The following is a 27,000-nucleotide window of genomic DNA, read 5'->3' as shown; positions in this document are numbered from 1 at the left end:
CGGGCCGCATGACAGTTCAGCTGAAGGCACTCCGGACGATCGTGTCGTTGGGCGTGCTCACCCTGTCCCTGACCGCTGTCCCGCCGGTCGCGACCGCGGCCGACACCAACCTCGCGCTCAACAGACCGGCGACGGGCTCCGCCGCCTGCGCGGGCACCGAAGGGCCGGAGAAGGCCGTCAACGGCAGCGTTTCCGGTGGCAACAGCGACAAGTGGTGCTCGACGGCCTCCACCAAGTACCTCCAGGTCGACCTCGGTGTGCCCGCGTCGGTCACCGGTTTCACCGTCAGGCACGCCGGTGCCGGTGGTGAGCCGGCCGTCTACAACACCAAGGCGTTCAGCGTTCAGCTGTCCGCCGACGGCACCACCTGGACCACCGCGGTGACCGTCACCAACAACACCGCCGACACGACGACGCATCCGATCACCGCCACGAACGCCCGCTACGCCAAGCTCCTCGTCACCACGCCGACCCAGAGCACCGACCAGGCCGCGCGGATCTACGAGTTCGAGGTGTACGGCACCAGCAGCGGCACTCCCGGCGGCGGAGTGATCACCGTGTTCGACCGCATCCCGCAGTTCGGCATCTACACCAGCGAGGACCCGGTCGGCTACACCCCGCCCGCGGGGGTGCTGATGTGGAACCGCGGCACGGAGTTCGCCAGGAAGCTGACCGACGCGGAGAAGGCGCTGATCGGTGACGACCTGCGGGTGCGGGTGAGCTATCACGCGCAGTGCGACAACTACGACCGGATCGGCACGGTGTTCTACGTCGCCGTCCCGAAGGGCACCACACCGACCGCGACCACGCCCAGGGTGACCCTGCAGGACTTCATCACGCCGTTCAGCAACTACTGGCGCGGCGTCAAGGCGAACTACACGTTCCCGGACGCCGACCTCGGCCCGTACGCCGGCGCGCTGGCCGACCCCGGCAAGGACGTGTACCTCGGCATCGGCGGCGGCTCCAACCCGTACCGCGGCGACCCCTGCGACTCGCACCCCGAGGTGACTCCGGAGTTCAGGGCGATCGGCTTCAGGTACTCGATGTCGTTGGTGTCGAGCGTCGAACTGACCGCGCGGGACCACGACGTCACCGGGATGATCTCAGGCGTCCGGGAGACCACGAACTCGATCACCGCGGGCCCGGTGAGGCACACGGCCTCCGGCAACCGCGGCGACATCGCGCTGGTGATCGCGGGTTACGGCTCGGCGGCGGGCGGCGAGGAGTACTCGAACACCACGGTCACCGTGTCGGTGAACGGAACCAGGGTCGGGTCGTTCTCGACGGCGGTGGACTGCGCGAGCCTGGAGCAGTACAGCCCGGACGGCAACCCGGGGATCTTCCGCAACAACACCACCAGCAACCCGCGCAGCTGGTGCCCCGGAGGGTTGATCCCGAGCCGCTACTTCCCGACCGGTGACATCACGGGGAAGGACGTGAACGTGACCATCGGGATCGGGCGTCCGGTGCCGTACGTCGGCGACTCCGGTTACCGCACCAGCGTTTCGCTGTTGGAGCACTGATCCGCGGCTAGCCGCGGACCAGCCCGTCCACCAGTCTCTCCAGTCCCCACAGGAACTGATCGGTCGAGATGTAGGCGGCCATCACGTCCGCGCTCGCGGCGGTGCGCGGAAACGCCTGTGCGGGAACGGCTTCGAAGCCCTTGCGCCGCTCGGCGACCCGTTCCTCCTCCGGGGGAGCGGGTTTCGCCGGGTCGAGCTCCGCCGCCTCCAGCGCGATCGACCCCAGCAGGTACACGATCAGCGTGTAGGACGCCCGTGCCGCGTCCTCTTCGGACAGTCCCGCCTCGGCGAGCACGTCGAGCAGTCGTTCCCCGAACTCCAGCGCCTTCGGCCCGTCCATCGGCGCGCCGAGCAGCAGCCGCGTCGCGCCGGGGTGGTCGAGCAGCCGTGCCCGCAGCCCGAGCGCGACCTCCTGGATCCGCCGGCGCCACGGCACGGTGCGATCAGCGAACACGTCGAGGCTCTGCTCGCCGACGAGCCGGTCGACGACGGCGCGCAGCACCGCCGCCTTGTCCGGGAAGTAGGTGTAGATCGCGTTCGGCGCGACCCCGACCTCGCCCGCGATGCTCCGCATCGACACGGCGTCGCCACCGCGTTCGCCGAGCAGCTTCAGCGCGGCACCGACGATCGCCTCCTCGGACAGCGACCGCTTGGGACCAGGTTTCACGGGCACACCCCTTGACTCGATCTCTGTACAGCGTACAGACTCAGGGAATGCTGGACACTGTACAGAGATCGATCGCTGCTCTGGCGTTCACGGCCGTTGTCGCCGCGAACGCGTCTTTTGCGCTGCTCAGCGCCTCCTTCGACTACCCGGACATCCTGCTGGAGCCGGACGCGATGGCCCGGTTCCAGGCGAACGCGGGGGTGATCGGCAGCGAGTTCGCCCTGCTGGCGTTCAGTGCCGCCCTGCTCGCGCCGCTCGCGTTGCTCCTGCACCGGCGCACCGCCTGGCTCGGCGTCACGGCGGCGGTGGTGCAGGTCGTCGGCCTGCTCAGATGGCCGTTGCTGGTGCCGCACGTGACCGATCCGGCGACGTTCGACACGCTGAACCTCGTGCTGGGCGTCGTGATCGGCGAAACGCTCGGCTACCTGTTCACCGCGGCGTGGACGGTGGCTGTCGTGCGTGCCCTCGGCATCGCGCCGTGGCTCGGCTGGCCGTCCGCCGTGATGATCGCTAGCGGTGTGCTGACACCGCTGCACGTGCCGGGCGCGGACGTCGTGAACTTCGCCGGTTACCTGCTGTGGAGTGCTTGGCTGGTGATGGTCGGCGTGCGTTCGCTGCGTCCGCGCCCGAGCGGTGTGCTCGTTCCCTCGGCTGGGTCCTAGGCGGGCACGAAGATCGCGCCGAGCCGGTCGACCTCGTCACCCGACCGGCCGGTGAAGCCCGCGAGGCGCCACCCGGCCGGTGCGGTCGCGGTGATCGTCTCGCCGGTCTGCTGGCCCGCGGAGAGCGTGCGCCCGCGGTTCGTGGTGAACGACGCCGAAAAGACCCGCGTGTGGCCGTTGTACTGGCCCTGGCTGAACTTCGCGGACACGAAGTGCTCGCCCGGTTCGAGGGTGAGGCTCGTCGCCGTGCCGCCGTTGCCGCCGTGGGTGAACGTCCTGCCGTTGGCCAGCGTGAAGGACACCTGGTCGAGCCTGCTGCCGCCGCGCAGGGTGAGCGTGCGCACCGCACCCAGGTCGACCGCGGCGAGGTCGGTGAACGGCGTGCCGTGCGGGCCGCCCGACTCGGCGCTGAGCCTGATGTTGTCGTCGGCGGACCAGTCGAACCTCGTCGCGACCGGGTAGTGGTCCGACAGCGGCTTGCCCTGCGCGTCAACGAAAGCCGCGTTGTCGTTGCGGTAGTCCCGCGCGGTCAGCGTGATCTGCCGGTTGCCCCGGTAGAGGATCTTGTCGACCACCTCGCACGCGTCGGTGAGCGCCGCCGGGTCGCACAGCACCGCGGGAGCACCCGCCGCCGGAGCCTGGCCGCCGCGTTCGAGCTGCACCCACGCGTCGGTCAGGCCGTTGGTGGTGACGAGCTCGCGGATGTTGTCCTCGGCGCGGGTGTAGCGGGTGTTGGTGTCGCCCATGACGATGACCGCGTTGCCGGCCGAGTTCGCGGCGATGAAGCGGGACAGCTGGCTGATGTTCGAGCGGCGCGCGGCGAGGTCGGCGTTCTCCGTGCCGGCGTTGGGGTGCAGGTTGTAGAGGTCGACGTGCACGCCGTCGGCCAGCCTGATCCGCTTGTAGGTGAATCCCTTGGGCGTCAGGCAGTCCGTGCCGTTGCAGGACGACCACTTCGTGCGTTCGAGATCGCTGTAGGGCAGGTGGGACAGCGTGTTCAGGCCGCTGCCGAACGGCACACCGCCGCTCGTCGGCGTGCGGTACGCGTGGTTGTCACCCGCGTACAGGGCCGCGTGGTAGTTGAAGTCCTCCTGGACGTTGATGATCTGGTAGGGCGCCAGGCGCGGGCTGATCAGCGGGGTGTTCACGGCGGGGTCGCCGGACGAGAGGCCGTCCGGCAGGCCCGCCACGTTGTAGGTCAGCACCTCGAAGGTGCCGCCGGTCGCCGCGTGGGCCGCCGGCGTCACGAGCGACGCCAAAACGGCGGGGATGACGAGCAGGGTGGATCGTCGCATGGTGCTCCTCGCAGGGGTTGGAGCGTTCGCAACACGGGAACGCGGCACGATGATCCAGGACTTGTGATCGCTCACAAAGGGGTCGTCCGACGGCTCACGTCGAATTCGACGTCGAATTCGAGCCCGGCTTCGTCTCGACGGCTCGCGTTGGCGTGACGTTGGTCCGCCGTTGGCGAGATCAAGTGCACTCCACAGTGCACTGGTGTCGCTATTGGAGGCTGCCTTGGATCCGTACGCGTGGGTCAACGACTTCAAAACCCGGGCGGCCGAGTTGCAACGGAAGAACGCCGAGGTGCAGGAGAACCTCGCGGGCGTCTCCGGGACCGCGTCCAGCAAGGACGGCGCGGTCAAGGTCACCGTCGGACCCAACGGCGGTCTGATGAACCTCCAGCTGGGCCACCGGGCGGTCGAGCTCGGCGCGCCCCGGCTGACGGCGCTGATCCTCGAGACCGCGCGGCAGGCGCAGAAGAACGCGGCGACGCAGGTGATCGAGGCGTTCCGGCCGATCGGTGAGGGCACGCAGGCGATGGCGATGATCACCGACGTCGTCGAGGAGGAGTTCGGCGAGGAGCCGGAGGAGGAGCACGCCGTCGAACGGATCGAGGAGGACGACGCACCGGCCTCCGCGCCTGCCGCGCCTGCCGCAGCTGCGGCTTCCGAGCCGCGTCAGGCCCGTGCGCCTCGACGAGCGGACGACGAAGACGACGACGACAACCAGCCGTGGTGACGGGAGAACTGCTGTGAGCGACGACCCGTTGCTGGTCAACATGGACGAGGACAGCAAGTACAAGGGAACGCTGTTCATCGAGGCCTACGACAGCCTGATCGACTCGATCACCGGGGAGGCCCAGAGCGAGCTCGACCTCGCGTTCAACGCGATCGGCGCGGTGGCCTCGACGGTCTCGCTCGTGCTCGACCCGTTCGGTTCCCTGCTGGGCGCCGGTCTCGGCTGGCTGATGGAGCACATCAGCATCCTCAAGGAAGCCCTCGACGAGGTGATGGGCGATCCGGAGGACATCCAGGCCAACGTCGAGGCGACCAAGGCGAAAGCCGCCGAGCTGCGGGTGCTGGCGGAGGACCACCGCCGCAGCCTCGCGACGTTCGACGGCTGGACCGGTGCCGCGTCGGAGAAGTTCCAGACGAGCATGGACACGATGGGCAGGGAGCTCGACGGCCTGGCGGACGGCGTCGAGGGCAAGGCCAAGGTCGTGGCGATGATGGGCACGCTCGTCTCGGTGCTGCGGGACGTCGTCCGCGACGCGATCGCCCAGTTCGTCGGCTCCGTGATCGCCAACGCCGCGATCGGCCTGCTCGGCGCGATCTTCACGTTCGGCGGCTCGCTGGCCTACGCCGCCGCCCAGATCGGCCGCGAGGCAGCCGAGCTGGCGCTCACGCTCGGGTCGAAGATCCAGCGCGTCATTTCCGCGCTGTCCAAGCTGATGGGCAAGGTCGGCAACCTCGACGACGTCATGGAGAAGCTCGGCAAGAACTGGGAACGCTTCGACAACGCGGCCGACGTCGCCGAGATCAGCTACGCGGAGTACCAGGCCGCGGAGGGCGTCGACAAGGCGGTCGACAAGGCCGTCCAGGACGACATCGAGAAGGACAAGGTCGACGAGGCCACCAAGGTCTCCGCGGACGCCACGGCCAAGTACCAGACCACGAAGGAAGCGGAGTCGAAGCAGGCCGACGACGTGGGCAAGGCCAACGACGCGTTGTCCGCGGCAGGCGACAAGACCCAGTCCGCCGCCGCGGACGTCCGGCGCGCGGCCGACGAGGTCAACCGCGCTGCGGCCTCCGGCAACCAGGCCGCCTACGACGCGGCGAAAGCCAAGTACGACGCGGCGGACGCGAAATACGACGCCGCCCGTGCTGACGCCGTGACCGCGGCACAGAACGTGGCCCGCGAGACCCGCGAGCTGAGCGACGCCGCCAAGGCCAGCTACGACGCCCTGCAGGCCGGAAAGCCCGCGGACGAGGCGGCGCAGAAGGCCTACGACGACTACCTGAAGTACACCGGCACCACCGCGGACCCGGCGGTGACCGCGAAGAACGATGCCGCGAGGGCCGCCAACGAGGCCTACGAGAAGGCGAACGTCGACTTCATGGCCAAGAACGCGGCAGCGGCCGAGGCCAACGCCCGCGCGTTCGAATCGGGTTCGGACGCCGACGTCGCGGCGGCCGAGAAGGCGGCACGGGAGGCCCGGTCGGCGGGCAAGTCGCTGGAGTCCGCCGCGGCCGAGGCCAAAGCGGCGGGCGAGGCCGCGGCTGCGGCTTCGGGTTCTGGTTCCGGTTCTGGCTATGAGCCGTCCGATGTGGACGATCCGCTGGCATACGCCCGCAAGGTGAACGAGTCGACCGGCTACACGGATGCGCTGAAGGGCGCCTTCGGTGGTTCGGGTTCGTCGGATGCCCCGGACACGTCCAGCCCCACCGTGAAGCACTAGTCGTCTCCTGGAGAACCGGCAATGGCCAAGGGGAACGTCAACCCCAACCCGTCCGTTTCCTCGAATCCGGCGCCGACCCCGGCTGCTCCCTCTCCTGTCGGAAGTAGTTCGGGGCCCACCGGCAACACCGGTTTCTCCATGAACGACTCGTCGATGCAGCGTCTCCAGAGCAGCGCCGGAGACCTGCAGTCCCGCCTGTCGTCGATCTCGTCGGGCCTGCGGGGCCTGAACCTGGGCGCGAACTCGCTGGGCCCGATCGGCCTGTTCGCCGTGCCGTCCCTGAACGCGTCGAACGACAGGGCCGTAGCCCAGGCCGACGCGGGCGCCCAGGCGTTCGGGAAGGTGCAGTCGGGACTCAAGGCGACGGCCGCCACCTCCCTGGACGCGGACACGCACAACGCCTCGACGTTCAAGGGCGTCGACCCGACCACCAACGCGAAGCCGCCGCGGGGTGGGCCTGCGACGTGGGCTTCGCGCGGGAGCGGGCCGGGTGGGCCTGTGGTGTCGAAGCCCGGGTCGATCGCTGGTGGTTCGGGTGCTGGTCCGGCGAAGGGTGCTGCGCCTGGTGGGCCGGTGGTCTCGAAGGCGCCGACGATTGCTGGTGGTTCGGGGGCCGGTGTGGCCAAGGGCGCTGCGCCTGGTGGGCCTGCGGTGTCGGCCGCGCCGACGATTGCTGGTGGCTCGGGTGCCGGTGCGGCTAAGGGTGCTGCGCCTGGTGGGCCGGCTGTGTCGAAGGCGCCGACGATCGCGGGTGGCACTGGCGCTGGTCCTTCTCGGGGCGCTGCACCGGGTGGGCCTGGGGTGTCGGCCGCGCCGACGATTGCCGGTGGGACGGGTGCTGGTCCGGCGAAGGCCGCGGGTCCCGGTGGGCCTGGCGTGTCGGCGGCCCCGACCATCGCCGGCGGTACCGGTGCTGGTCCTGTGAAGGGGACGGGGCCCGGTGGTGCTGGGGTGTCGAAGGCGCCGACGATCCCAGGTGGTACTGGCCCTGGTGCTTCGAAGGCTGCCGCGCCGGGTGGGCCTGGCGTGTCGGCCGCGCCGGCCATCGCTGGTGGGACGGGTGCTGGTCCGGCCAAGGGTGCTGCTGCGTCTGGTGGGCCTGCCGTCTCGAAGGCGCCGACGGTCCCCGGTGGTCCGGCTGCTGGTCCGGCGAGGACCGCTGCTGGTGGCGGGCCCGGGGTGTCGCAGGTGCCGACGGTCGCGGGTGGACCTGGTGCGGGTTCTGCGAAGGGTGCTGTTCCGGGTGGGCCGGTCGCGTCGAAGGCACCAACGATCCCTGGTGGCGTGGGTGCTGGTCCGTCGAAGGGTGCCGGGACCGGCGGTCCTGCGGTGTCCGCGCCGGGGACGGTTGCGGGCGGTCCGGGTGCCGGTGCGGCGAAGAGTGCCGGGTCGGGCGGACCCGCTGTCTCGCCGGCACCGACGGTCTCGGGCGGTTCGAGTGCGGCCAAGGCTGCTGGTGGGCCCTCGGTGTCGCAGGCGCCTGGCAAGGGGACCGTTGGAGATGGCGCCAAGCCGTCGCCGGTGACGAGTGGCGGAGGTGCCGGCAAGGCTGCCACCCCGTCCGTCGGTGGTGCGCCCGCTTCCTCTGGCGGCAGCGGAACTCGTGTTGGTGGTCAGCCCGCTGCGTCCGGCGATCGAGGCGCCTCGCCCGGTGGGCTCGGCGTGCCCGGAGAACGGAGCGGGTCGCAGACGAGCGGACCTGGTGGCCGATCGGCGGGAACTGGCGGTCCGGTGGCGGCGAACGCGCCGTCGGTCGCGGGTGGTCCGGTGGGGGAGAAGAAAGCCGGTTCGGGGTCTGCGGGCAAGGTGGCCGGACCTGGGAATGTTGCTGGGTCGGGCGGGGTTGCGGGATCCGGCACGTCGACGGTCGCCGGGCCGGACGTGCGGGGCACGCGGACCGGCGCCTCCGACGGTGGCAAGGTTCTGGGCGCTCCTGCCGACGTGAGGGCCGGCGGGCCGTTGGGCGGCAAGGGAGTGGGTGCCGCGCCGGCTGGGCCCGAGGCCAAGGCGAGCGTCCCCGTCGGTGAGAGGGGCGCTGACCCCAGTGCTCCCGGTGCCAAGTCGGCGCCAACCGGTGGGCCGGTGGTTCCTGACGGCAAGCCAGCGCCAGCGGGTGGGCCTGCGGTTACTGGTGACAAGGCCGCGTCGTCCGGTGGGCTGGTGGTTCCTGATGGCAAGCCAGCGCCAGCCAGCAAGCCAGTGGTACCTGATGGCAAGCCGGCACCAGTCGGTGCGCCTGCGGTCCCTGGCGGCAAGCCGGCACCATCCGGAGGGCCCGCGGTAACCAACGGCCCGACCACCGCCCTTGGCACCACGCCCAGCACCAAAGCAGGCACTCCTGGCACCACACCAGGCACACCTGCCGGCACGACGAGCGCGCCTGCCACCCGCACCGGCGGCCTGGCCGCCCCCAACACGACTCCCTCGACGCCAGCCGCCCCCAGCGGAACGCCAGGACCTGCCACGGCCCCGACAGGTGCACAGCCGTCGGCGAAGCCGGCCCCACCAGCGCCACAGCCGACCAGCCCCCAGCCAACGGCCGCGCCGTCCCCGGCCAAGGCGGGCGCCCCAGCTCCGTCCGTCACTCCGCAACCAGCCCAGCCCATCGCCGCGGCAGCACTGTTCCCGCCAGCCCCCACCAACACCACGAAACCGAAGCAGCAAAACGAAAGCCGGACCGCCGAGACCCAGCCGACCCCGGTCGACCTCGCCCTCGAACTCCACGGTCTGGAACCCGTGGACGTGCCCGGCACCGACGAGCACACCAGCCTGGCCAACGCCATCGCCACCACGCTGGACCCCAACGGTCCAACGCCCAGCGCCACGGGCACCTTCGACGACATCGCCAGGACCGCCGACGCGAGGGTTCACGTGCTCGGACAGGACGGGCGGTTCACCTCGTTCGGGCCCGTCACCGGCAGGCCGGTGCACGTCGTCGAAACCACGAACGCCAACGGGGAGGTGCGGTACCAGGCCACTAAGGAGACAGTCCACATCGGACGGCCCGGCGTGTCGTACCCCGGGCCCACCAAGCGCGGGGTCGGCGACGAGTGGCACGCCTTGCACCGCGGGGAGTTCGAGATCGAGACCATCGCGGGGCGACACCACGTGCGGCTCTACACCGCGGTCGTGAACCCTGCCGACCTCAGCGCCGCCCAGCCGCCCTTCAAGGACATCCAGCAGGATCCGCACACCGGTGCGCTGAACGTCAATCCCGGCAACAATTCCCAGCTCTGGGCCGGAGGTGGCCGGCCGCTGCGGGCGCTGCAGTGGCTGGCGAAGTACGAGCAGGCCGAAGGCGGCAGGCCCATCAACCCCAAGGATCCGTCGTCCGCGCTCAAGCGGCCCGTGCTGCGGTCGTTCCTGGTGCCGCTGGACACGTTCAACCGGATCACCAGCAGCGCCACGGTCGAGGCCGTCACCGACGTCCCCACCTTCAACGTCGACGTGCGCGGTGAGGCCAACCAGTTCGGCGTCGGCGGCGCCGAGCTCGACGAGCTGATGAACGAGGCCGTGCCGGGGTCGCTGATCAGCTATCCGTCGAATCCCGACGAGGACTTCGACTTCCCCGCCCTGGCCGGCAGGGTCGTGCCCGTGGCGGAGCTGTACGAGCGGGTCGGGCTGGACCCCGACTTCCGCAGCGACGCCCTGGGCAAGAACTACGACCCCTGGTTCAAGTGGGCGATGAAGAACGGCGAGTGGGACGCCAAGTTCCTCAACGACGCCCACAAGTTGCACGAGATCGCCACCAAGCTGCGGGAACACCACCTCACGTGGATTCAGTCCACACAGGACATCCGCATCCCCGACGCCCTCATCGAACCCGACGCCGACAGCATCCCCAACCCCGGCAAGGCGGTCGCACCGCCCGACGACACCAGCTTCGAGGCGCGGACCCAGCGGCTCAACCAGTTCCTCAACGAGGTCGGACCGGCCGCGGCCAACGTCAGCAAGGTCACCGACGTGCTGTCCACCGGCGGACCGGCGCTGCGGGACCACCTCGCCCACGCGGACACGCCGGGCGTGAACGAGGCCGTGTTCCAGAAGGCCTTGCGCGAGAAGGTCGTGCCGCAGGCCGTGGCGGACTTGCCGAAGACGGTCGACAAGGCCGTCAAGGACATGAAGTCCGGTGTGACCTCCCGAAAAGACATGCACGCGGTGATGAAGAACGGGGTGAAACCGAAGAGCGGCAAGCTCAAGACCTTCGACGCCGCGGTGGTCGACGTGACGGTCGCGAAGTTCAAGGAGAACGTCGCGGCTCACCCGGACCTCGCGCTGCTCGACGAGCAGAGCCGCCAGGACGTGGCGAACGCGCTGGGCGACCAGATGCGCGACGTGCTCAAAGCTGAAGTCGACGGGCTCACCGCGGTGCTCGGGGAGGTCGTCGCGAGGAAGGTGCCGGAGAAGATCGACGGCCCGGCGCTCCAGGCGTTGAAGGACGAGTTCGGCCCGCTCGCCGAGGTCGTGGCGGCCGACAGGAGCGGCGCCAAGGGGAGCTGGCTCAGCGGCGACCGGGTCAAGGTGCTCGGCGACATCGTCGTGCAGCGCATGGCAGGCCTGGAACTGCCCTCGGTCGACGCTCACCTCGACACCGCCCGGATCGCCGACGTCGCCGAGAACAAGGTGCTCGGCCCGGCGGTCAGCGGGGCGCTGAACTCGTTCACCGGCAAGGACCTCGCCGGCACGCAGCCCGCCGAGCTGCGGGCCGTGGTGCAGAACGAGGTGCTGCCGGACCTGGAAGCCGCGATCAGCAGCGCGTTGAAGAACGACCCGGCGCTGGCGCTCGCGGACCAGGACTTCCGCAACGCCATCGCCGACGCCGTCGCGCACGACGCGAGGACGCGCGCCGAGCACGAGCTGGCCGGGTTCGTCTTCGACCCGGTCGACCGGGCCGCGGTCGACGCGCTGATGGCCAAGGTGCCCGGCATCGCCACCCAGGCCGAGATCGGCGCGCTGATGTCCACCGACGCCGAGCGCATCGGTCTGGACTTCAACACCCGTCCGTACGGGGAGACGCCGTTCCCGAACTCGTTCCACGAGTGGAAGCAGCAGCGTCCGGCCGAACTCGCCGCACAACGGCAGACCGGCGACCAGCTGAGCGCGATCATCGGGGAGACGCGCGACCCGGAGGCGGCGGTCAAGGAGCTGATCAGCCGGCATCCCGAGCTCGACCGGAAGTTCGACGAGGTCGCCACCAAGGTTCAGAAGGAGCCCTTCCGCGCGCCCGGCACCAAGGGCGTCTACACGTTCTACGAGCACGCGCAGATGGTGCTCGGGCAGTACCTCGATCTCACCGCGAACGAGAACCCGGACACGCGGCTCCTGCCCGTGGACGCGCTGGCGAAGGCGATCCTGTTCCACGACATCGAGAAGGTCAACGCCAAGAACCAGTTCGGCGACGGCCAGGGGCAGCACGACCGCGAACCCGAGCACAAGCTCGCCGTCGAGATGATGGACCGCTACCGCGGGCTGTGGGAGAACGACAGGGACTTCAAGGCCGCCAGGGCGATCGTCGACTCCGACCCGTTCGGCTTCTACCTGCGCAACAAGATCACCGCCGACGAGACCTTCACGTTCCTCAACGACCTCGCCGCCAAGATCGACCCGCAGGCCCGGCCGGAGAACGCGAAGAAGCTGTTCGAGGAGTTCCACCAGTACTACCAGGCGGACTTCTCCTCCTACACCACGCACAGCAGCTACGTCGACCGCGACGGCGAGGTCCACAAAGGACCCAACTCGTTCACGAACCGGTTCGATGCCGGCCAGGACGGGATCACGAAGACACCGGACGGCAGGCACTTCGAGTACACCAGGAACAGCGACGCCAGCGAAAAGATGGCGAAGCTGGCGGACATGTTCCGCGACGCGGACACCATCCGGGAGCACCAGACCCGGCTCGGCAGCACGAGCCCCACCACCGCGCCCGCCCCGCGGACCGCGCCGGTCGAGCTGGCGTTCGACTTCGCGCCCGGTGTCACCGGACTGACGCCACAGCAGTCGGCTCAGGTGCGCACGCTCGCCGACAGCCTCGTGGACGCGGTGACCAGGCGCGCGGACCTCGGTTACCTGCCGCCGAAGGTCGAGGTCTCCGGCCCGCGCGCGGCGGCGGTCACCAGCGTTCTCGGCGCCAGGCTGAGCGGGCTCGTGGACGTCCAGGTCGTGCCCGGCAGGACGACCGGCGCCGACGTCCGGGTGGACTGGGAGCTCAAGCGACCGGACGGCAAGGTGCACCCACCACGGACGGCGCCCGAGCTCGTGTCACAGAAGAAGACCATCGACGACGAGTCGTGGCGGCACAGCTCAGCGGCGACGGCGGACTGGTTCGAGCCGCGCGATCCCGTGTCGCCGGACGCGTGGAAGGACCGCCGCGACGGTGCGCACGTGCGCACCGTGGACACCGAGATCGCCGGTGTTACCACGAACAGCACGCCGTCGAACGTCTCGATGTACCGCACGCTGGTCAACTACGACCTGCGTCGGATCGAGGTCGCCCCTGGGCAGTTCGTCCAGGAGTACACGGTCAAGGTGCACCTGAAGCCCGCGACGGGGATCGATCCCGCCGTGCTGGACCAGGTGCGCGCGAAGACGCACGAGGGCGTGGACTCCCTGCTGAACCAGGGTTATCGGCTGCCCAGCGGTGACCAGTTCCACCTCAACGTCGAGTTCACCGGCAACGCGGCGGACGCGCACACGACGGTCGAGGTGAAGGACGTCCACTCGAACCAGCTGGAGTGGAACCCCACCGCCACGCCCGGCGTGTACGCGCACGAGGTGCTGCACTACCTCGGCGCCCCGGACGAGTACGTCGACGCGACGCGGGTGTTCCTGGAACGCGAGTCCCGCTCCGGCGTGCACACCGACGACGGCGGCATGATGGGCGCGGACCTCTACCTGCCCGACGCCGCGGTGCTGCCCCGCCACCTGTGGCTGATCGAGCGCATCGCGAACAGCCAGGTGATGGTTCCCGACACGCGGCTGAACGAACCGGGCGCTGCGCCTGCCCCCGCGCCAGCTTCGGCGCCCCGCACGGCACCGGATGCGAGCCCGGCACCGGATGCGAGCCCGGCACCGGATGCGAGCACGGCTCCCGGCGCGAGCGCGATGCCGGATGCCGACACGACTCCCGCTCCGCCCACCCCGTCCGCACCTCCCGCAGGCCCCAGCACCTCCGGCCTGCCACCGATCCTCGAGCACTCCGACTCCCTTGCGTCGGACGGCTTCCTGTCCGCTGACGACGCCTCGTTCACCGAGGACGACTTCGCCTCCGCCCGCGACGCCTCGGTGGCGGGCGAGCTGCCGTCGTTCTTCCAGGACGGCGCGGCGCTCGGCACCATCGCCGCCGTCGAGGTCAACGGCGGACCGGAGATCACCCAGACCATCGCCGGCCTGCTGCCGCAACGCGCGGGCGTCACCCCGCGCGGCCTCGACCAGATCACGCCCGCGTTGACCGAGAACTTCGAGTCGTTCCTGGGCAACGGGCGCAGCTTCCAGATCAAGGTCGGCAAGGACTGGTTCGAGGCGAACGTCAAGGCCACCCTGGGTATGCGGGCCGACAGCGACCTCGTGCCCAAGACGAAGGTCGACTTCACCGCGCAGAGCGGCAACTCCACCACGCAGACCACAACCATCGGCACGGCGGGCGATGTCGGTGGTGCGCTCACGCTGGGCATGGCGGTCGGCGCGACCGGAACGGTGGCGGGCAAGGCCGCGCTGGCCCGGCCCGTCACGAGCACGACGACGGGCACGTCCACGACCGACCAGCGGGCGATCGGCTCCACCGACGAGGCCTTCGGCGCGAAGGTGCCGGTCACCTACCAGGTCACGCTGACCGACGCGCGCGGGAACCAGGTCGGCGCCCCGGTTTCGGTGCGGCAGGAGGTGGGGCTGCAGATCCCCGGCGATCTGGTCGCGATCACCCCGGCGGACCCGAGTCTGACCGAGACGCCGTGGACGAAGACTCCCGAACACGCCGCGCCGGAGGCCGTCACCGATCTGGACTCGGCGAAGGCGTTCGAGGACATCGCGCGGCAGTTGCATCCCAGTGTGACCAAGCTGGGGGCGCCGGGGCGGACGGCGTTGCAGGAGTTCCTGTCGCCGTCGACGATCCGGGACAACCTGGGTGCTGCGCTGAACGGCTGGGTCGTGTCGCCGGATCTGAGCAGTCCGCACGGCAGCCGTGGTGGTGTGGTCCGGATGCGGGCCGTGCCGCTGAGCGCGGAGCTCGTCGGCACGACGGCGTCGGCCACCTTGCGGGTGCACGAGTCCGCGGCCATCAGCACGGGACTGAGCGCGGCGACGAAGACCGGGTTCGACGCCGGCGTCACAGTTGGTGGTGGTGCTTCGGTCTCGGGCCAGGTCGGCGGTTCGGCCAGCGTCAGCGTCGGCTATTCGGCGCGCACCACGGAGTCGTCGAGCGCCGGCACGGGCGCGACGGTGAAGACCGGCATCCTGGTGAAGGGTGATCTGGGGCTGTACCGGACGAAGATGCGGCTGGAGTTCCAGACCCCGCACGGCACCACGATCCCGGTCACCGCCACGGGGTACCTGCGCGCGGGTCTGCCGGAGGCGGGCGCGGCCAACCTGCCGGTGCCGCCCGACGTGTCGACGGAGCTCACGGTTCCCACGCCCGAGCCGAAGTTCCCGCCGCCCTACCTGGCGAGCGCCGCGGCCGCGGGTGCGGTGAAGGTCGGTGCGTTCACGCCTGCCGCCGAGGTGCAGAGCCAGGTCGAAGGGGCGTTGCGGGGGATTCCCGGCTTCGAGAAGTTCCTGCCGTCGTTCGCCGACACCGCGAGCGATCCGCGCAAGGCCGGCAAGAACATGCAGGCGCTCGCGGACCAGCTGGAGAACCAGCGCAAGCTGACGGCCGAGCTCTCTCCGACCGCACTCCAGTCGCAAATGGACAGTCTGCTCGGCGCCGGTGTGCAGGTGCAGCTCAAGCGACAGGGCATGGCCACCAACGACTTCATCAACGTGACGGTGAAGGCGCGGATGACCAACCCGGTCCACCTCGGACAGGCCGACCAGCGCAAAGTGCGCGGGTCGGCCTCGACCGGGCCGAAGCTCGACAGCGCGACCACCACCCAGAAGGGCTGGAGCGCCGGCGTCGAAGGCAAGGTCGTCATCCCCGCGATCAGCAAGAAGACCACCGCGACTCCGACGCCATCGGTGGGCGCCAAGTACACCAGCACGACCGCGACGAAGACCTCCGCGGGACCGACCGTGGGCAGCACGCGGTCGACCAGCGGCAGCCCGAACGCGCAGCTGTTCCAGCACGACGTGACGTTCGACGTGGAGATCACGAAGTTCAGCCGCAACCGCGCGTGGGTCAAGCGGCTCACGCCGGGTTCGCCGTGGTTGCAGGTGCCGGAGCCGAAGACGATCGCGAAGACCGGGGTGAACCTGCGGGAGATCACCGGCAAGGCGAACCTGTGGGTGTCGGACGGCTCGACGCTGTCGACGGATCCGGCGGCGTTCGCGCCCGCTCCTGCGGCGGCACCCGTGGTGCTGGCGAACCCGCCGACGATCCAGCAGTTGCTGACGGCGCCGAAGCCGCCTGCGTGGCCGTTCCTGCACGTGGAGGCGGTGGCGAACACCGAGGCGGTGCGGGATGCGGCGATCGCGGCCTTGAGCGCGAGCGGTGACACGGCGTTGACGGTGCCGGGAACCGAGCCCCGCAACCGGATCGACAAGCTGTTCAGTCCGGAGAGTATCAAGGCCAACCTGCCGACGTTGGTGGGCAAGGGCATGACCGAGAGCGGCATGAAGTACGGCCGCCGGGTCGCCGACCGGGTCGGTGCGGTCGGCATGGCGGTGGGACTGAGCAACCCGAAGCTCGTGTCCATTTCGGACGACGTGGGCGTGGAAGCCGCGCACGCGGGCGGGTTCAAGACGGGGGAGAGCACGACGGACTCCCGTTCGGTCGACGTGACGGCCGGGCTGAACACGCCGATGCGGCCCACGAAGGGCGCCGTCGGGTCGACCGCGCTGGGCGGCACCGCGAAGTGGACGCCCTGGTCGAAGTCGAAGACGACGGGCGCCGACGTGACCGGTGGCGTGGACCGCAACCGGGTCGTGCCCGCCACCGGCCGGACCGTGCTGGTGCAGCTGGACGCCCAGGTGACGGTCGTCGGTGAGAGCCGCGCGAGCAACACCGTCCGCAAGGGCTCGACCAGCCGGGCGGGGTCCGTGATCTCGTTGCCGGGCGGGGTGTTCGTCCGGGTGAGCGAGGACGTCGCTCGCGACATGGGTGTGCTGCCGTCCGTCGAGAGCACGGCGCCGCCGGTCGAGCAGGGCACGATGGCGTCGCCGTCGACGTTGCTGGGACTCGGGCTGGTCGAGCAGGCGCCGGACCTGTCCGGCCTGGTGCCGCAGCTGCGGGACAACCTCGGCAAGGTCGGCAAGAACCTGTTGCCGAAGTCGGTGCTCGACGACTCGATGAACAACCTGCGGCGCCTCACCGATCTCACGTCCGAAGCGAGCGTGAAGGCGTTGGTGGACAGCGCTTTGGACGGCGGTGTGCCGTTGCTGGTGCACGATCCCGGTGTGTTCGGCAAGGACACGTACCAGGTCACGTTGAGGGCGGTCCCCGGCACGCCGGTGTTCGAGGGTGCGGTCAACGACGGCATCGACATCGAGCACACGTCCACGGGCACGCAGGTCGTGACGAGGACGAGCGGCGGCGGGACCGGCTGGGGCGTCGGTCTCAAGGTGCCCGCGTCGGGTTTGCTCAAGACCGGCGATCCCAACGTGTCCGCCAGCGTCGGCGGTTCGGTGGCGGCGAACGCGGGCCAGGCCCAGTCCTGGTCGACGACCGAGTCGACGACCAGACAGGTCGGTCACACCCGTTCCGCGTCCGGCCCTGCCGCGCGCTACACGGTGCCGGTGACGTTCGAACTGGTGGTGGAGAAGGGGAGCAAGGAGATCGGCCGGGCGAGCAGCGGCCAGGTCGAGATGTCCGTCCGCGTGCCCGCAGACAACCAGAAGACCACGGCTTCTCCGCCCGCGACGTCCACGCCGTCGTCCACGACCCGGCCTGCCGAGGAGGGGACTCCCGAGCGGGTGCGCGAGTGGCAGGGGACTGCGCTGCCGCCGTTCGCCTCGGTGGAGAACCTGCGCGGGGCCCAGCTCCTGCAGGACGCGGCTGTCCGGGCGTTGACGGGTGCCGGTGCCGGGAGCGGTCTCATCGGCAAGGGCACCGGCGCGATGAACGCCTTGCGGTCGGGTTTGGCCCTGGAGTCGTTGCAGCCCAACCTTCCCGGCATGCTGGACGGCGCGTTCGAGGTGCCAGGCCTGCACGAGGCGTCGGTGACCACGAGCCAGCACGCCCGGCTGAAGGTGTACGCGAAACTCGTCAACCCCAGGCTCGAAGCGCTGAGTGACGGCGTCGCGGTGTCGACGACCCGGTCGACCACGGGCGCGATGTCGAGCGAGGCCAAGAAGACCGAGTCCCACGACGTGTCGGTCGCGGTGGCACCGGGCGGCGTGACGTCGAAGAAGCCGGACCTCGGGTTCTCCGCCGGCGGCGTGGAGGGCCGGCACGCGTCGGAGGACAGCGCCGCGGTGTCGGGCGGTACGACGCACAACCCGTCAGCGGCGTTCAAGACCGAGGGCCGCACGGGTCTCGTGAGCTACGACGTCGAGTACCGCGTCGTCGCGGACCTCGGCAAGGGCAGGACGGGCGTCGTCGACCTGGTGGTGCCGGGCTCGGCCCAGGTCCGCATGCACGCGGCCGACGCCGAAACCGCGCTGGGCCGTCCGCTGCCCGACGACCTCGGCGCGGCGCAGACCAGCGTGCACGACGCGGCGAAGGCGTGGCGTGCCGCGGAAGTAGCCGCTGACGAGGCACGCCACTCGGCCCAGACGACCATCAACTCGCTGGCGCCGCGGCTGGCGGAGGTGACCGCGCGAGCGGACTCGCTGTCCACCGCCGAACGGGGTGTGGCGGACGCTGCGACCAGGCTGGAAACCGCACAACGGCAACGCTCCGAAGCCGGTGAGGCGGTGTCGCGGGCACAGATCGCGGTGGACGAGGCGGCGGACCTCCTGCGGGCGAACGAGCTCAACGCCGAGCTCGCCTCGCAGCTCGCCGTGGCGGCACGTGAGCAGGCCGTTCGGGAGCACGAGGACGCCTTGGCCACGGCAGCGCGGACGGCCGAGCTGGTGGCTCGGGCCCGGGATCTGCACAGCGAGGTCGTGATCGATCTCGGCACCGCGCAGGCCCACCACGCGGCCGCCGAGGGTGCCGTGCTCGCAGCGGAGGAGGACTTGCGGCAGGCCGAGGCCGCGCTGGACGCGGCACGGTCGGCGCACGACGCGGTGGTGCGGGCGGAGCAGGACGTGCGGGCCGAGATCGCCGTCGTCGAGGCGGAGGTGGAACGGACTCGGGCGGAGGCGGCGGAGGCTCAGCGGGCTTGGTGGGAGGCCAAGGCGGCAGTGGACCAGGAGGTCGGCCGGTTCAACGCAGCAGCTCCGGGGGTCGCGACGGTCACGCCGACGGCGCCGACCACGGCTGCCCCACTGACCACGGCTGCCTCGCAGGTTGCGGCGACTTCACCGACCCGGCCCGCGCCCCCGGACCACGGACCTCGTGACAGCGCACCGCAGGTGACCGAAGCGCCGCGCGGCGACAAGAAGGTCATCGACGACGAGTCGTGGCGGCACAGTCCCGCCGCGACCGCCGAATGGTTCGCGCCCAGCGATCCGGTGTCGCCGGAGGTGTGGGCGGAGCGCCGCGCCGGTGCGCACGTGCGCACGGTCGACACCGAGGTCGCGGACGTGACCACGGACAGCACGCCGTCCAACGTCCGGTCCTACCAGGGGCTCGTCCGCTACGACCTGCGGCGGATCGAGACCAGCCCCGGCAGGTTCGTGCAGGAGTACACCGTCAAGGTGCACCTGCGGTCCGCCGATCCCGCCGTGCTCGAGCAGGTGCGGACCAACGCCCACGACGGCGTGAACTCGTTGCTGAACAAGGGTTTCCGGCTGCCGGGTGGGGACCAGTTCCACGTCAACCTGGAGTTCACCGACAACCCCGCGGACGCGCACACCACGATCGAGGTCGGCGACACCGGCACCGACCAGACGCACTGGAACCCGGCCGCCAGTCCCGCCGTGCTCGCCCACGAGACGGTGCACTACCTCGGTGTTCCGGACGAGTACCGCGACCAGTCGCGGGTGTTCCTGGCGCACGAGCAGCGGTCGGGTGTGCACGAGGACGGCATGATGAGTGCGGACGTGCACGAGGCCGCCGGGCTGCGGCCGCGGCACCTGTGGCTGATCGAACGCACCGCCACCAGCCAGGTCATGGTGCCGGACACCCGGCTGGACTCGCACGACGCCGCCACCGCGAGCGGGAGCAGGCCTCACGACGCCGTGACGAAGCCGACGCGGCCCGCTCCGGTGCTGCCGTCACGTGCGCTGCCGCCGTTCTTCCAGGACGGCGCGGCGCTCGGCACCGTCTCGACCGTCGAGGTGAACGGTGGCCGCGAGATCACGCAGGCGGTCAACGGGCTGCTGCCGCAGCGCAGAGGTGTCACTCCGCGCGGTGTCGACCAGATCGCGCCCGCGTTGAGCCAGAACTTCGAGTCGTTCCTGGGCAAGGGCAGGACCTTCCAGATCAAGGTGGGCAAGGACTGGTTCGAGGCGGGCGTCAAGGCCACGCTCGGCACCGGGACCGACAGCGTCCTCGCGCCCAAGACGAAGATCGATTTCGCCGCGGTGAGCGGCACGGCCACGTCGCAGACCGGGACCATCGGCACGGCCGGTGACGTCGGTGGCGCGGTATCGGTCGGCATGGCGGTCGGGGCGCAGGGCACGGTGGCGGGCAGGGCGGCCCTGGCGCGGCCGGTGACGAGCACGACGACGGGCACGTCCACCACCGACCAGCGGATGATCCGCTCCGGTGAAGCCGCGTTCGACGCGAAGGTGCCGGTGACGTACGAGGTCACGCTGACCGACGCGCGCGGCAACCGGGTCGGCGAACCCGTGGTGGTGGCACAGGACGTGAGCCTGCGCGTTCCCGGCGACTCCCTCACGCCGGCGGATCCGGGGCTCACCGAGGTGCCGTGGACGGGCACGCTCGAACACCCCGCGCCGGAGGCCGTCACCGATCTCGACTCGGCCAAAGCGTTCGAGGACATCGCGCGGCAGTTGCATCCCAGTGTGACCAAGTTGGGGGCGCCGGGGCGGACGGCGTTGCAGGAGTTCCTGTCGCCCACGTCGATCCGCGACAACCTGGGTGCTGCGCTGAACGGCTGGGTCGTGTCGCCGGATCTGAGCAGTCCGCACGGCAGCCGTGGCGGTGTGGTCCGGATGCGAGCCGTGCCGGTGAGTGCTGAGCTGGTCGGCACCACCTCGTCGATCAACCTGCGGCTGCACGAGACGGCGGCCATCAGCACGGGTGTCAGCGCGGCGACGAAGAGCGGGTTCGACGCGAGTGTCGCGGTCGGCGGCGGCGCCTCCGTGAAGAACGAGGTCGGCGGTTCGGCCAGCGTCAGCGCCGGTTATTCGGCCCGCACCACGGAATCGTCGAGCGCGGGCACGGGTGCGTCAACGAGGACCGGCATCCAGGTCAAGGGTGATCTGGGGCTGTACCGGACGAAGGTGCGGCTGGAGTTCGAAACGCCGCACGGCACCACGATCGGCGTGGACGCCACCGCCTACCTGCGTGCGGGCGTCCCGGAAGCGGGCGCGGCGAACCTGCCGGTACCGCCCGGATCCGCGCAGAGCCTCGCGACGCCGACCGCGGAACCGAAGTTTCCGCCGCCGTACCTGGCGAGCGCGGCGGCTGCGGGCGCCGTGAAGGTCGGTGCGTTCGCGCCTGCCGCCGAGGTGCAGAGCCAGGTCGAGGGGGCGTTGCGCGGGATTGCGGGCTTCGAGAAGTTCCTGCCGTCGTTCGCGGACGCCACGAGCGATCCGCGCAGGGCGGGCAAGAACATGCAGGACCTGGCGGACCAGCTGGCGAACCAGCGCATGCTCGCGACCGAGCTGTCGCCGGCGGCGCTGAAGTCGCAAATGGACAGTCTGCTGGGCGCCGGTGTGCAGGTGCAGCTCAAGCGGCAAGGGCTGGCCACCAACGACTTCGTCAACGTCACGGTGAAGGCGAGAGTCGCGAACCCCGTGCACCTCGGCCAGGCCGACGCACGCAGCGTGCGCGGCTCCGCGTCCACCGGACCGAAGCTGGACAGCGCGACGACGACGCAGAAGCGCTGGAGCGTCGGCGTCGAGGCCAAGGTCGCCGTTCCGGCGAGCAACAAGAAGACCAGCGCGACGCCGACGCCGTCGGTCGGGGCGAAGTACAGCAGCACCACGGCGACGAAGACGACGGCCGGGCCCACCGTGGGCACCACGCGGCTCACCGGTGGCAGTCCGAACGCGCAGTTGTTCGAGCACGACGTGACGTTTGACGTGGAGATCACGAAGTTCAGCCGCAACCGGGCGTGGGTGAAGCGGCTGACGCCCGGATCGCCGTGGTTGCAGGTGCCGAAGCCGAAGACGGTCGCGAAGACGGGCCAGAACCTGCCCGAGATCAGCGGCAAGGTGAACCTCTGGGTGTCCGACGGTTCCGCGATGTCGTCCGATCCGGCGGCGTTCGCGCCCGCTCCTGCGGCGGCACCCGTGGTGCTGGCGAACCCACCGACGATCCAGCAGTTGCTGACGGCGCCGAAGCCGCCTGCGTGGCCGTTCCTGCACGTGGAGGCGGTGGCGAACACCGAAGCGGTGCGGGATGCGGCGATCGCGGCCTTGAGCGCGAGCGGTGACACGGCGTTGACGGTGCCGGGAACCGAGCCCCGCAACCGGATCGACAAGCTGTTCAGTCCGGAGAGCATCAAGGCCAACCTGCCGACGTTGGTGGGCAAGGGCATGACCGAGAGCGGCATGAAGTACGGCCGCCGGGTCGCCGACCGGACCGGTGCGGTCGGCATGGCCGTGGGACTGAGCAACCCGAAGCTGGTGTCCATTTCGGACGACACGAGTTTCGAGGCCGCGCACACCGGTGGGTTCAAGGCGGGGGAGAGCAGGACGGACTCCCGTTCCGTGGACGTCACGGCGGGCCTGAACACGCCGATGAGGCCGACGCAGGGCGCTGTCGGCTCGACGGCACTTGGCGGCGCCGCGAGGTGGACGCCGTGGTCGAAGACGAAGACCACCGGCACGGAGACCAGCGGCAGCGTCGATCGCAACCAGGTCACGCCGGCGACGGGACGGACCGTGCTGGTGCAGCTGGACGCCCAGGTGACGGTCGTCGGGGAGAGCCGTGCGGGCAACACCGTCCGCAAGGGCTCGTCCAGTGTCGCGGGATCCGTCGTGACGTTGCCTGGCGGTGTGTTCGTCCGGGTGAGCGAGGACGTCGCGCGCGACATGGGCGTGCTGCCCGCCGTGGAGAGCGCGGCCGTTGCGGTGGAGCAGGGCACGATGGCGCCACCGTCGACGTTGCGCCCCGGCGAGCCCGGCGCGCTCGGGCTGGGCGTGGTCGAGCGGGCGCCGGATCTGTCGGCGCTGGTGCCGCAGCTGCGGGACAACCTCGGCAAGCTGGGCAAGAACCTGTTGCCGAAGTCGGTGCTCGACGACTCGATGAACAACTTGCGGCGGTTGACGGACCTCACCTCGGACGCGAGCGTGAAGGCGTTGGTGGACAGCGCTTTGGACGGCGGCGTGCCACTACTGGTGCACGACCCCGGCGTGTTCGGCAAGGACACCTACCAGGTCACGTTGAAAGCCGTCCCCGGCACGCCGGTGTTCGAGGGTGCGGTCAACGACGGCGTGGAGATCGAGCACACCGCGACCGGTGTCCTCGCGGTCTCAGAGACGGCCGGGGGCGCCACCGGCTGGGGCGCCGGGCTGAAGGTGCCCGGCGCGGCGCTGCCCAAGACCGGTGACGCGAACCTGTCCGCGAACGTCGGCGGCTCGGCGGCCGTGAACGCGGGCCAGACGCACTCGCACTCCACGACCACGTCGACGACCAAGCAGCAGGGGCAGCTGCGCGTGGGTTCCGGGCCCGCTGTCCGCTACACGGTGCCGGTGACGTTCGAGCTCGTGGTGGAGAAGGGGAGCAGGGAGATCGGCCGCGCGACCAGCGGCGAGGTCGACATGTCCGTCCGCGTGCACGCCGACAACCAGAAGACGTCGTCCGCTCACACGCCGTTCGCCGCTCACGTCACGACCCGGCCGGCCGAGGACGGCGATCCGGGGACGGTGCGGGAATGGCAGGAGACCTCCGCTGTGCTGCCACCGCTCGCGTCGGTGGAGAACCTGCGTGGCGCGCAGATCCTGCAGGACGCGGCGGTGCGCGCGTTGGCGGGTGCCGGTGCCGGGAGCGGTCTCACCGGCAAGGGCACCGGTGCGCTGAACGCGTTGCGGTCTGGCCTGGCGTTGGAGTCGTTGCAGCCCAACCTTCCCGGCATGCTGGACGGCGCGTTCGAGGTGCCGGGCCTGCACGAGGCGTCGCTGACGACGAGCCAGCACGCGCAGGTGAAGGTGTACGCGAAGCTGGTGAACCCGCGGCTGGAGGCGCTGAGCGACGGAGTGCAGGTGTTCCTGCCGCGCTCGGTGGCGAGCAGCACGTCGAGCGATGCCAAGCACAGCGAGACCGGCGACCTGGCCGTGGCGCTCGGCCCCGGTGGCGTGACGTCGGCGAAACCGGACGTCGGCGTCTCCGTCGCGGGCGTGGAGATCCGGCACGCGGCCGAGGACAGCGCGGCACTGTCGGGCGGCTCCACGCACAACCCGTCGTCGATGGTCAAGGCCGAGGGCCGCACCGGACTGGTCGCCTACGACGTCGAGTACCGCGTCGTGGCCTCACTGGGCCGCGGCCGCGTCGGCGTGGTGGACGTGAGCGTTCCGGGCGCGGCACAGGTCCGCATGTTCGAGTCCGACGCCGCGGCCGCGCTGGGAAGAGCTCTGCCGGACGACCTCGGCACGGCGCAAACCGGTGTGCACGACGCCGCGAAGGCCTGGCGCAGCGCGGAAGTCGCCGCGGACCAGGCCCGGCACGCCGCCCAGAAGGTCATCAACGCCGTCGCGCCTCAGCTCGCCGTGGTCACGACGCGTCAGAGCGAGGTTGAGACCGCCGACCGCACCGTGGCCGACGCTAGTGCCGCCCTTGTTGCGGCACAACGCCATCAGGCGGAGGCGGAGCAGGCGGTGTCGCGCGCTCAGTCCGCTGTGGACGAAGGGGCTGACGCGGTCTACCAGACCGAGCTGGACGCGGCGCTGGCCGAGCAGGTGGCGTTGGCCGAGCAGCTCGACGAGAGCGCCGCGCGGGAGGACGCGCTCGCCGCGGCGTCGCGGGCCGCCGAGCTGGCGGCCAGAGCCAGGGACCGCCACGCCGAGTTGGCGAGCGATCTCGGCACGGCCCAGGCTCGGCAGGAGGCCGCTGACGACGCGGTGCGGGCGGCTGAGGAGGACCTGCGACAGGCGCAGGTGGCCGCGGAGGCCGCGCGAGCCCTGCACTCGTCGGCGGTGCGGGCCGAGCAGGACCTGCGGGCGGAGGTCACGCGGGCCGAGGCCGAAGTGGGGCGGACTCGGGTGGAGGCGGCGCAGGCACAACGGGCGTGGTGGGAGGCGAAGGCGGCGGTGGACCAGGAGGTGAGCCGGTTCAACGCGCCGCCACCGCAGCCTCCGCCTCCGCCGACGGAGGCTTCCGCGTCGCCGGGAGAACCGACCGCATCGCCGGCTGAGCCGTCCACGCCTGCGTCACCAGTGGCGGCGCCCGCCCCGCAACTCGAACTGTCGCTGGACTTCCCTCCTGGCGGCACGTCTCTGACGTTCCAGCAGCTGGTCGCGGTCGAGAGGTTGGCCGAACGGCTCACGGAGCTCCAGGCCACCCGCGCGGCGGAGGGACTCCCGGCGCCGGTCGTCGAGATCACCGGCGACCACGCCGCACACGTGGCCGAACTGCTGGCGCTCGAGGCGGCGGTGGAGATCGAGGTGGCGCCGGGCCGCGCCAATGCCGCTGATCTCCGCGTCCGCTTGGAGCAGTCGGCGGAAACCTCTGCTGCCCTGGAGGACTCCCCGGGATCCTCCGCTGCACCGGAGGGCCCCGCGGAAGCGTCTACCGCCCCGGACGACTCCGCGGAAACCTCCGACCCGCCACCCCCTCTGGACGACCAGCTCTCCGGGTTGGCCACCTCCGCGATGGCCGACGCTTCGCCGTTGATGAGGTCGGTGGAGTCCGTGCTGAGCTCGGATCCGCGGAAGTACGTGCAGTCGGAGGCGGGGCTGCACCTGCTGCGTGCTTCGGTCGTCCTGCACACCCGGACCGACGAGGTGGCGAGGCTCATCGCCGAGCATGGCGTCGACCATGTCGCCGACGCGTTCATCAGGCAGTTCGAACGCCCGATCATCGAGACGGCGCAACGGGAGCTGTTCGCCGACCTCGACACGGCGGCGTTCGGCAGCTGGGCGCACCAGTTGTGGGACACGATCGGCAACACTCCGAGCCTCGCGGAGAATCCTGAGTTGCTGGCGGCGGAGATCTTCAACCACGACAAGGGGTACAACCGCGCGACGAACTTCGCTCAGCAGGCTGCGCTGGCCGACATCGTGGGGCCGCCGCCGCTCGCCGAGGTGATCGCCGATCGCCCGGCGCCGGACAACGACACGTCCGCTCAGGCGATGTGGCTGTACCAGGTGTTCACCGACGCCGGGCTCCTCGCCGCCGACGGCACGGACACCGCGAGCGGGTTCACCGAGCTGGCGCGGCAGCACCGTGCCGCGCTCGAACCCGGCCTCGGGCCGCTGAGCGAGCAACGGATCGCGGCACTGCGGCAGGAACTCGTCGACATGGTGATGCTCGACGACGACGTCGAGAGCCCGACCAGCGAGGCGCTGCGGCACGTGGCCAACGAGGTGCTCACGCGGCCCGCGCCGCCGTCGGTCACGCCCAACGGGCTGTACGCCGCCGTTGCGCACCTCACGCAAAACGATGCGGCCGCGTTGCGCAAGCACGTGGTGAACCGGGGCGCCAACGACCCGAGCGTGGCCGGCGCGGCGGCGGACTTCGCGGCCGGCCGGCCGATGTTGCCCGTGCACCTCAACGGAGCGCTGGTCGAGAACGTCAACTGGAGCATGCGGCCCGACCCGGACGAGAACAGGAGTGCCGGCAACGCGCGCGACCTGCTCGGGCACCTGATCGCCACGCACCTCGGTGTCAACGTGGTGATCCACCAGGGCGGGCCGCCTGTCGTGCTCGCGCCGTTGGGCGGGCAAAGCCAGGGCTCCGTGGAGGTCGATCTCGTCGTCGTGAACGGGCAGGCCACCTACCGGCCGCACCAGTAGATCAGCCGATCGGCCCAGTGAACAACGCGCGATGCCTACGCAGAGTTGTCTTCCATAAACACCTGCCAACTCTTCGTTGACGAAGCAAACATCCTGGTGGGCGCCCTGATCACACTTCTGCTGACCGTT

Annotated in this window: 8 protein-coding genes; 5 read left to right on the top strand and 3 right to left on the bottom strand. The window is 70.6% G+C overall.

Annotated features, from left to right (window positions below):
- The first annotated feature begins 8 nt into the window (after positions 1-8).
- Positions 9-1,523: a discoidin domain-containing protein gene (locus AOM45_RS04415; RefSeq protein WP_030472380.1), complete on the top strand. Its 1,515-nt coding sequence runs from the start codon at positions 9-11 to the stop codon at positions 1,521-1,523.
- Between the two features lie 7 nt (positions 1,524-1,530).
- On the opposite strand, the gene AOM45_RS04410 is transcribed toward AOM45_RS04415, so the two are convergent.
- A complete protein-coding gene (locus AOM45_RS04410; protein ID WP_201779886.1) occupies positions 1,531-2,190 on the bottom strand; it encodes a TetR/AcrR family transcriptional regulator in 660 nt (219 codons plus the stop codon).
- Between the two features lie 47 nt (positions 2,191-2,237).
- On the opposite strand from AOM45_RS04410, the gene AOM45_RS04405 reads away from it, so the two are divergent.
- Complete coding sequence (locus AOM45_RS04405) at positions 2,238-2,852, top strand: hypothetical protein (RefSeq protein ID WP_051784528.1); 615 nt, start codon at positions 2,238-2,240, stop codon at positions 2,850-2,852.
- On the opposite strand, the gene AOM45_RS04400 is transcribed toward AOM45_RS04405, so the two are convergent.
- Positions 2,849-4,147, bottom strand: coding sequence for a jacalin-like lectin (locus tag AOM45_RS04400; protein ID WP_030472377.1), 1,299 nt, complete (start codon positions 4,145-4,147; stop codon positions 2,849-2,851). The two genes, AOM45_RS04405 and AOM45_RS04400, sit on opposite strands and share 4 nt — an antisense overlap.
- A gap of 202 nt (positions 4,148-4,349) precedes the next feature.
- On the opposite strand from AOM45_RS04400, the gene AOM45_RS04395 reads away from it, so the two are divergent.
- Together AOM45_RS04395 and AOM45_RS04390 are read left to right on the top strand one after the other, a co-directional pair.
- On the top strand, positions 4,350-4,874 hold the full coding sequence (locus AOM45_RS04395) for a YbaB/EbfC family nucleoid-associated protein (protein WP_236703120.1): 525 nt from the start codon (positions 4,350-4,352) through the stop codon (positions 4,872-4,874).
- Between the two features lie 13 nt (positions 4,875-4,887).
- A complete protein-coding gene (locus tag AOM45_RS04390) occupies positions 4,888-6,594 on the top strand; it encodes a WXG100 family type VII secretion target (RefSeq protein ID WP_051784527.1) in 1,707 nt (568 codons plus the stop codon).
- On the opposite strand, the gene AOM45_RS04385 is transcribed toward AOM45_RS04390, so the two are convergent.
- Positions 6,591-7,007: a hypothetical protein gene (locus AOM45_RS04385; protein WP_156094296.1), complete on the bottom strand. Its 417-nt coding sequence runs from the start codon at positions 7,005-7,007 to the stop codon at positions 6,591-6,593. The two genes, AOM45_RS04390 and AOM45_RS04385, sit on opposite strands and share 4 nt — an antisense overlap.
- 2,323 nt (positions 7,008-9,330) lie before the next feature.
- On the opposite strand from AOM45_RS04385, the gene AOM45_RS04380 reads away from it, so the two are divergent.
- On the top strand, positions 9,331-26,871 hold the full coding sequence (locus AOM45_RS04380; RefSeq protein WP_059362212.1) for a hypothetical protein: 17,541 nt from the start codon (positions 9,331-9,333) through the stop codon (positions 26,869-26,871).
- Positions 26,872-27,000 lie beyond the last annotated feature (129 nt).

Source organism: Lentzea aerocolonigenes (assembly GCF_000974445.1).
Lineage (GTDB): Bacteria > Actinomycetota > Actinomycetes > Mycobacteriales > Pseudonocardiaceae > Lentzea > Lentzea aerocolonigenes.
This window is presented reverse-complemented; position numbering and strand designations above follow the sequence as displayed.

Coding starts and splice junctions, on each gene's coding strand:
- AOM45_RS04415 (WP_030472380.1), top strand. CDS start 9: ATGACAGTTCAGCTGAAGGCACTCCGGACGATCGTGTCGTTGGGCGTG.
- AOM45_RS04405 (WP_051784528.1), top strand. CDS start 2,238: ATGCTGGACACTGTACAGAGATCGATCGCTGCTCTGGCGTTCACGGCC.
- AOM45_RS04400 (WP_030472377.1), bottom strand. CDS start 4,147: ATGCGACGATCCACCCTGCTCGTCATCCCCGCCGTTTTGGCGTCGCTC.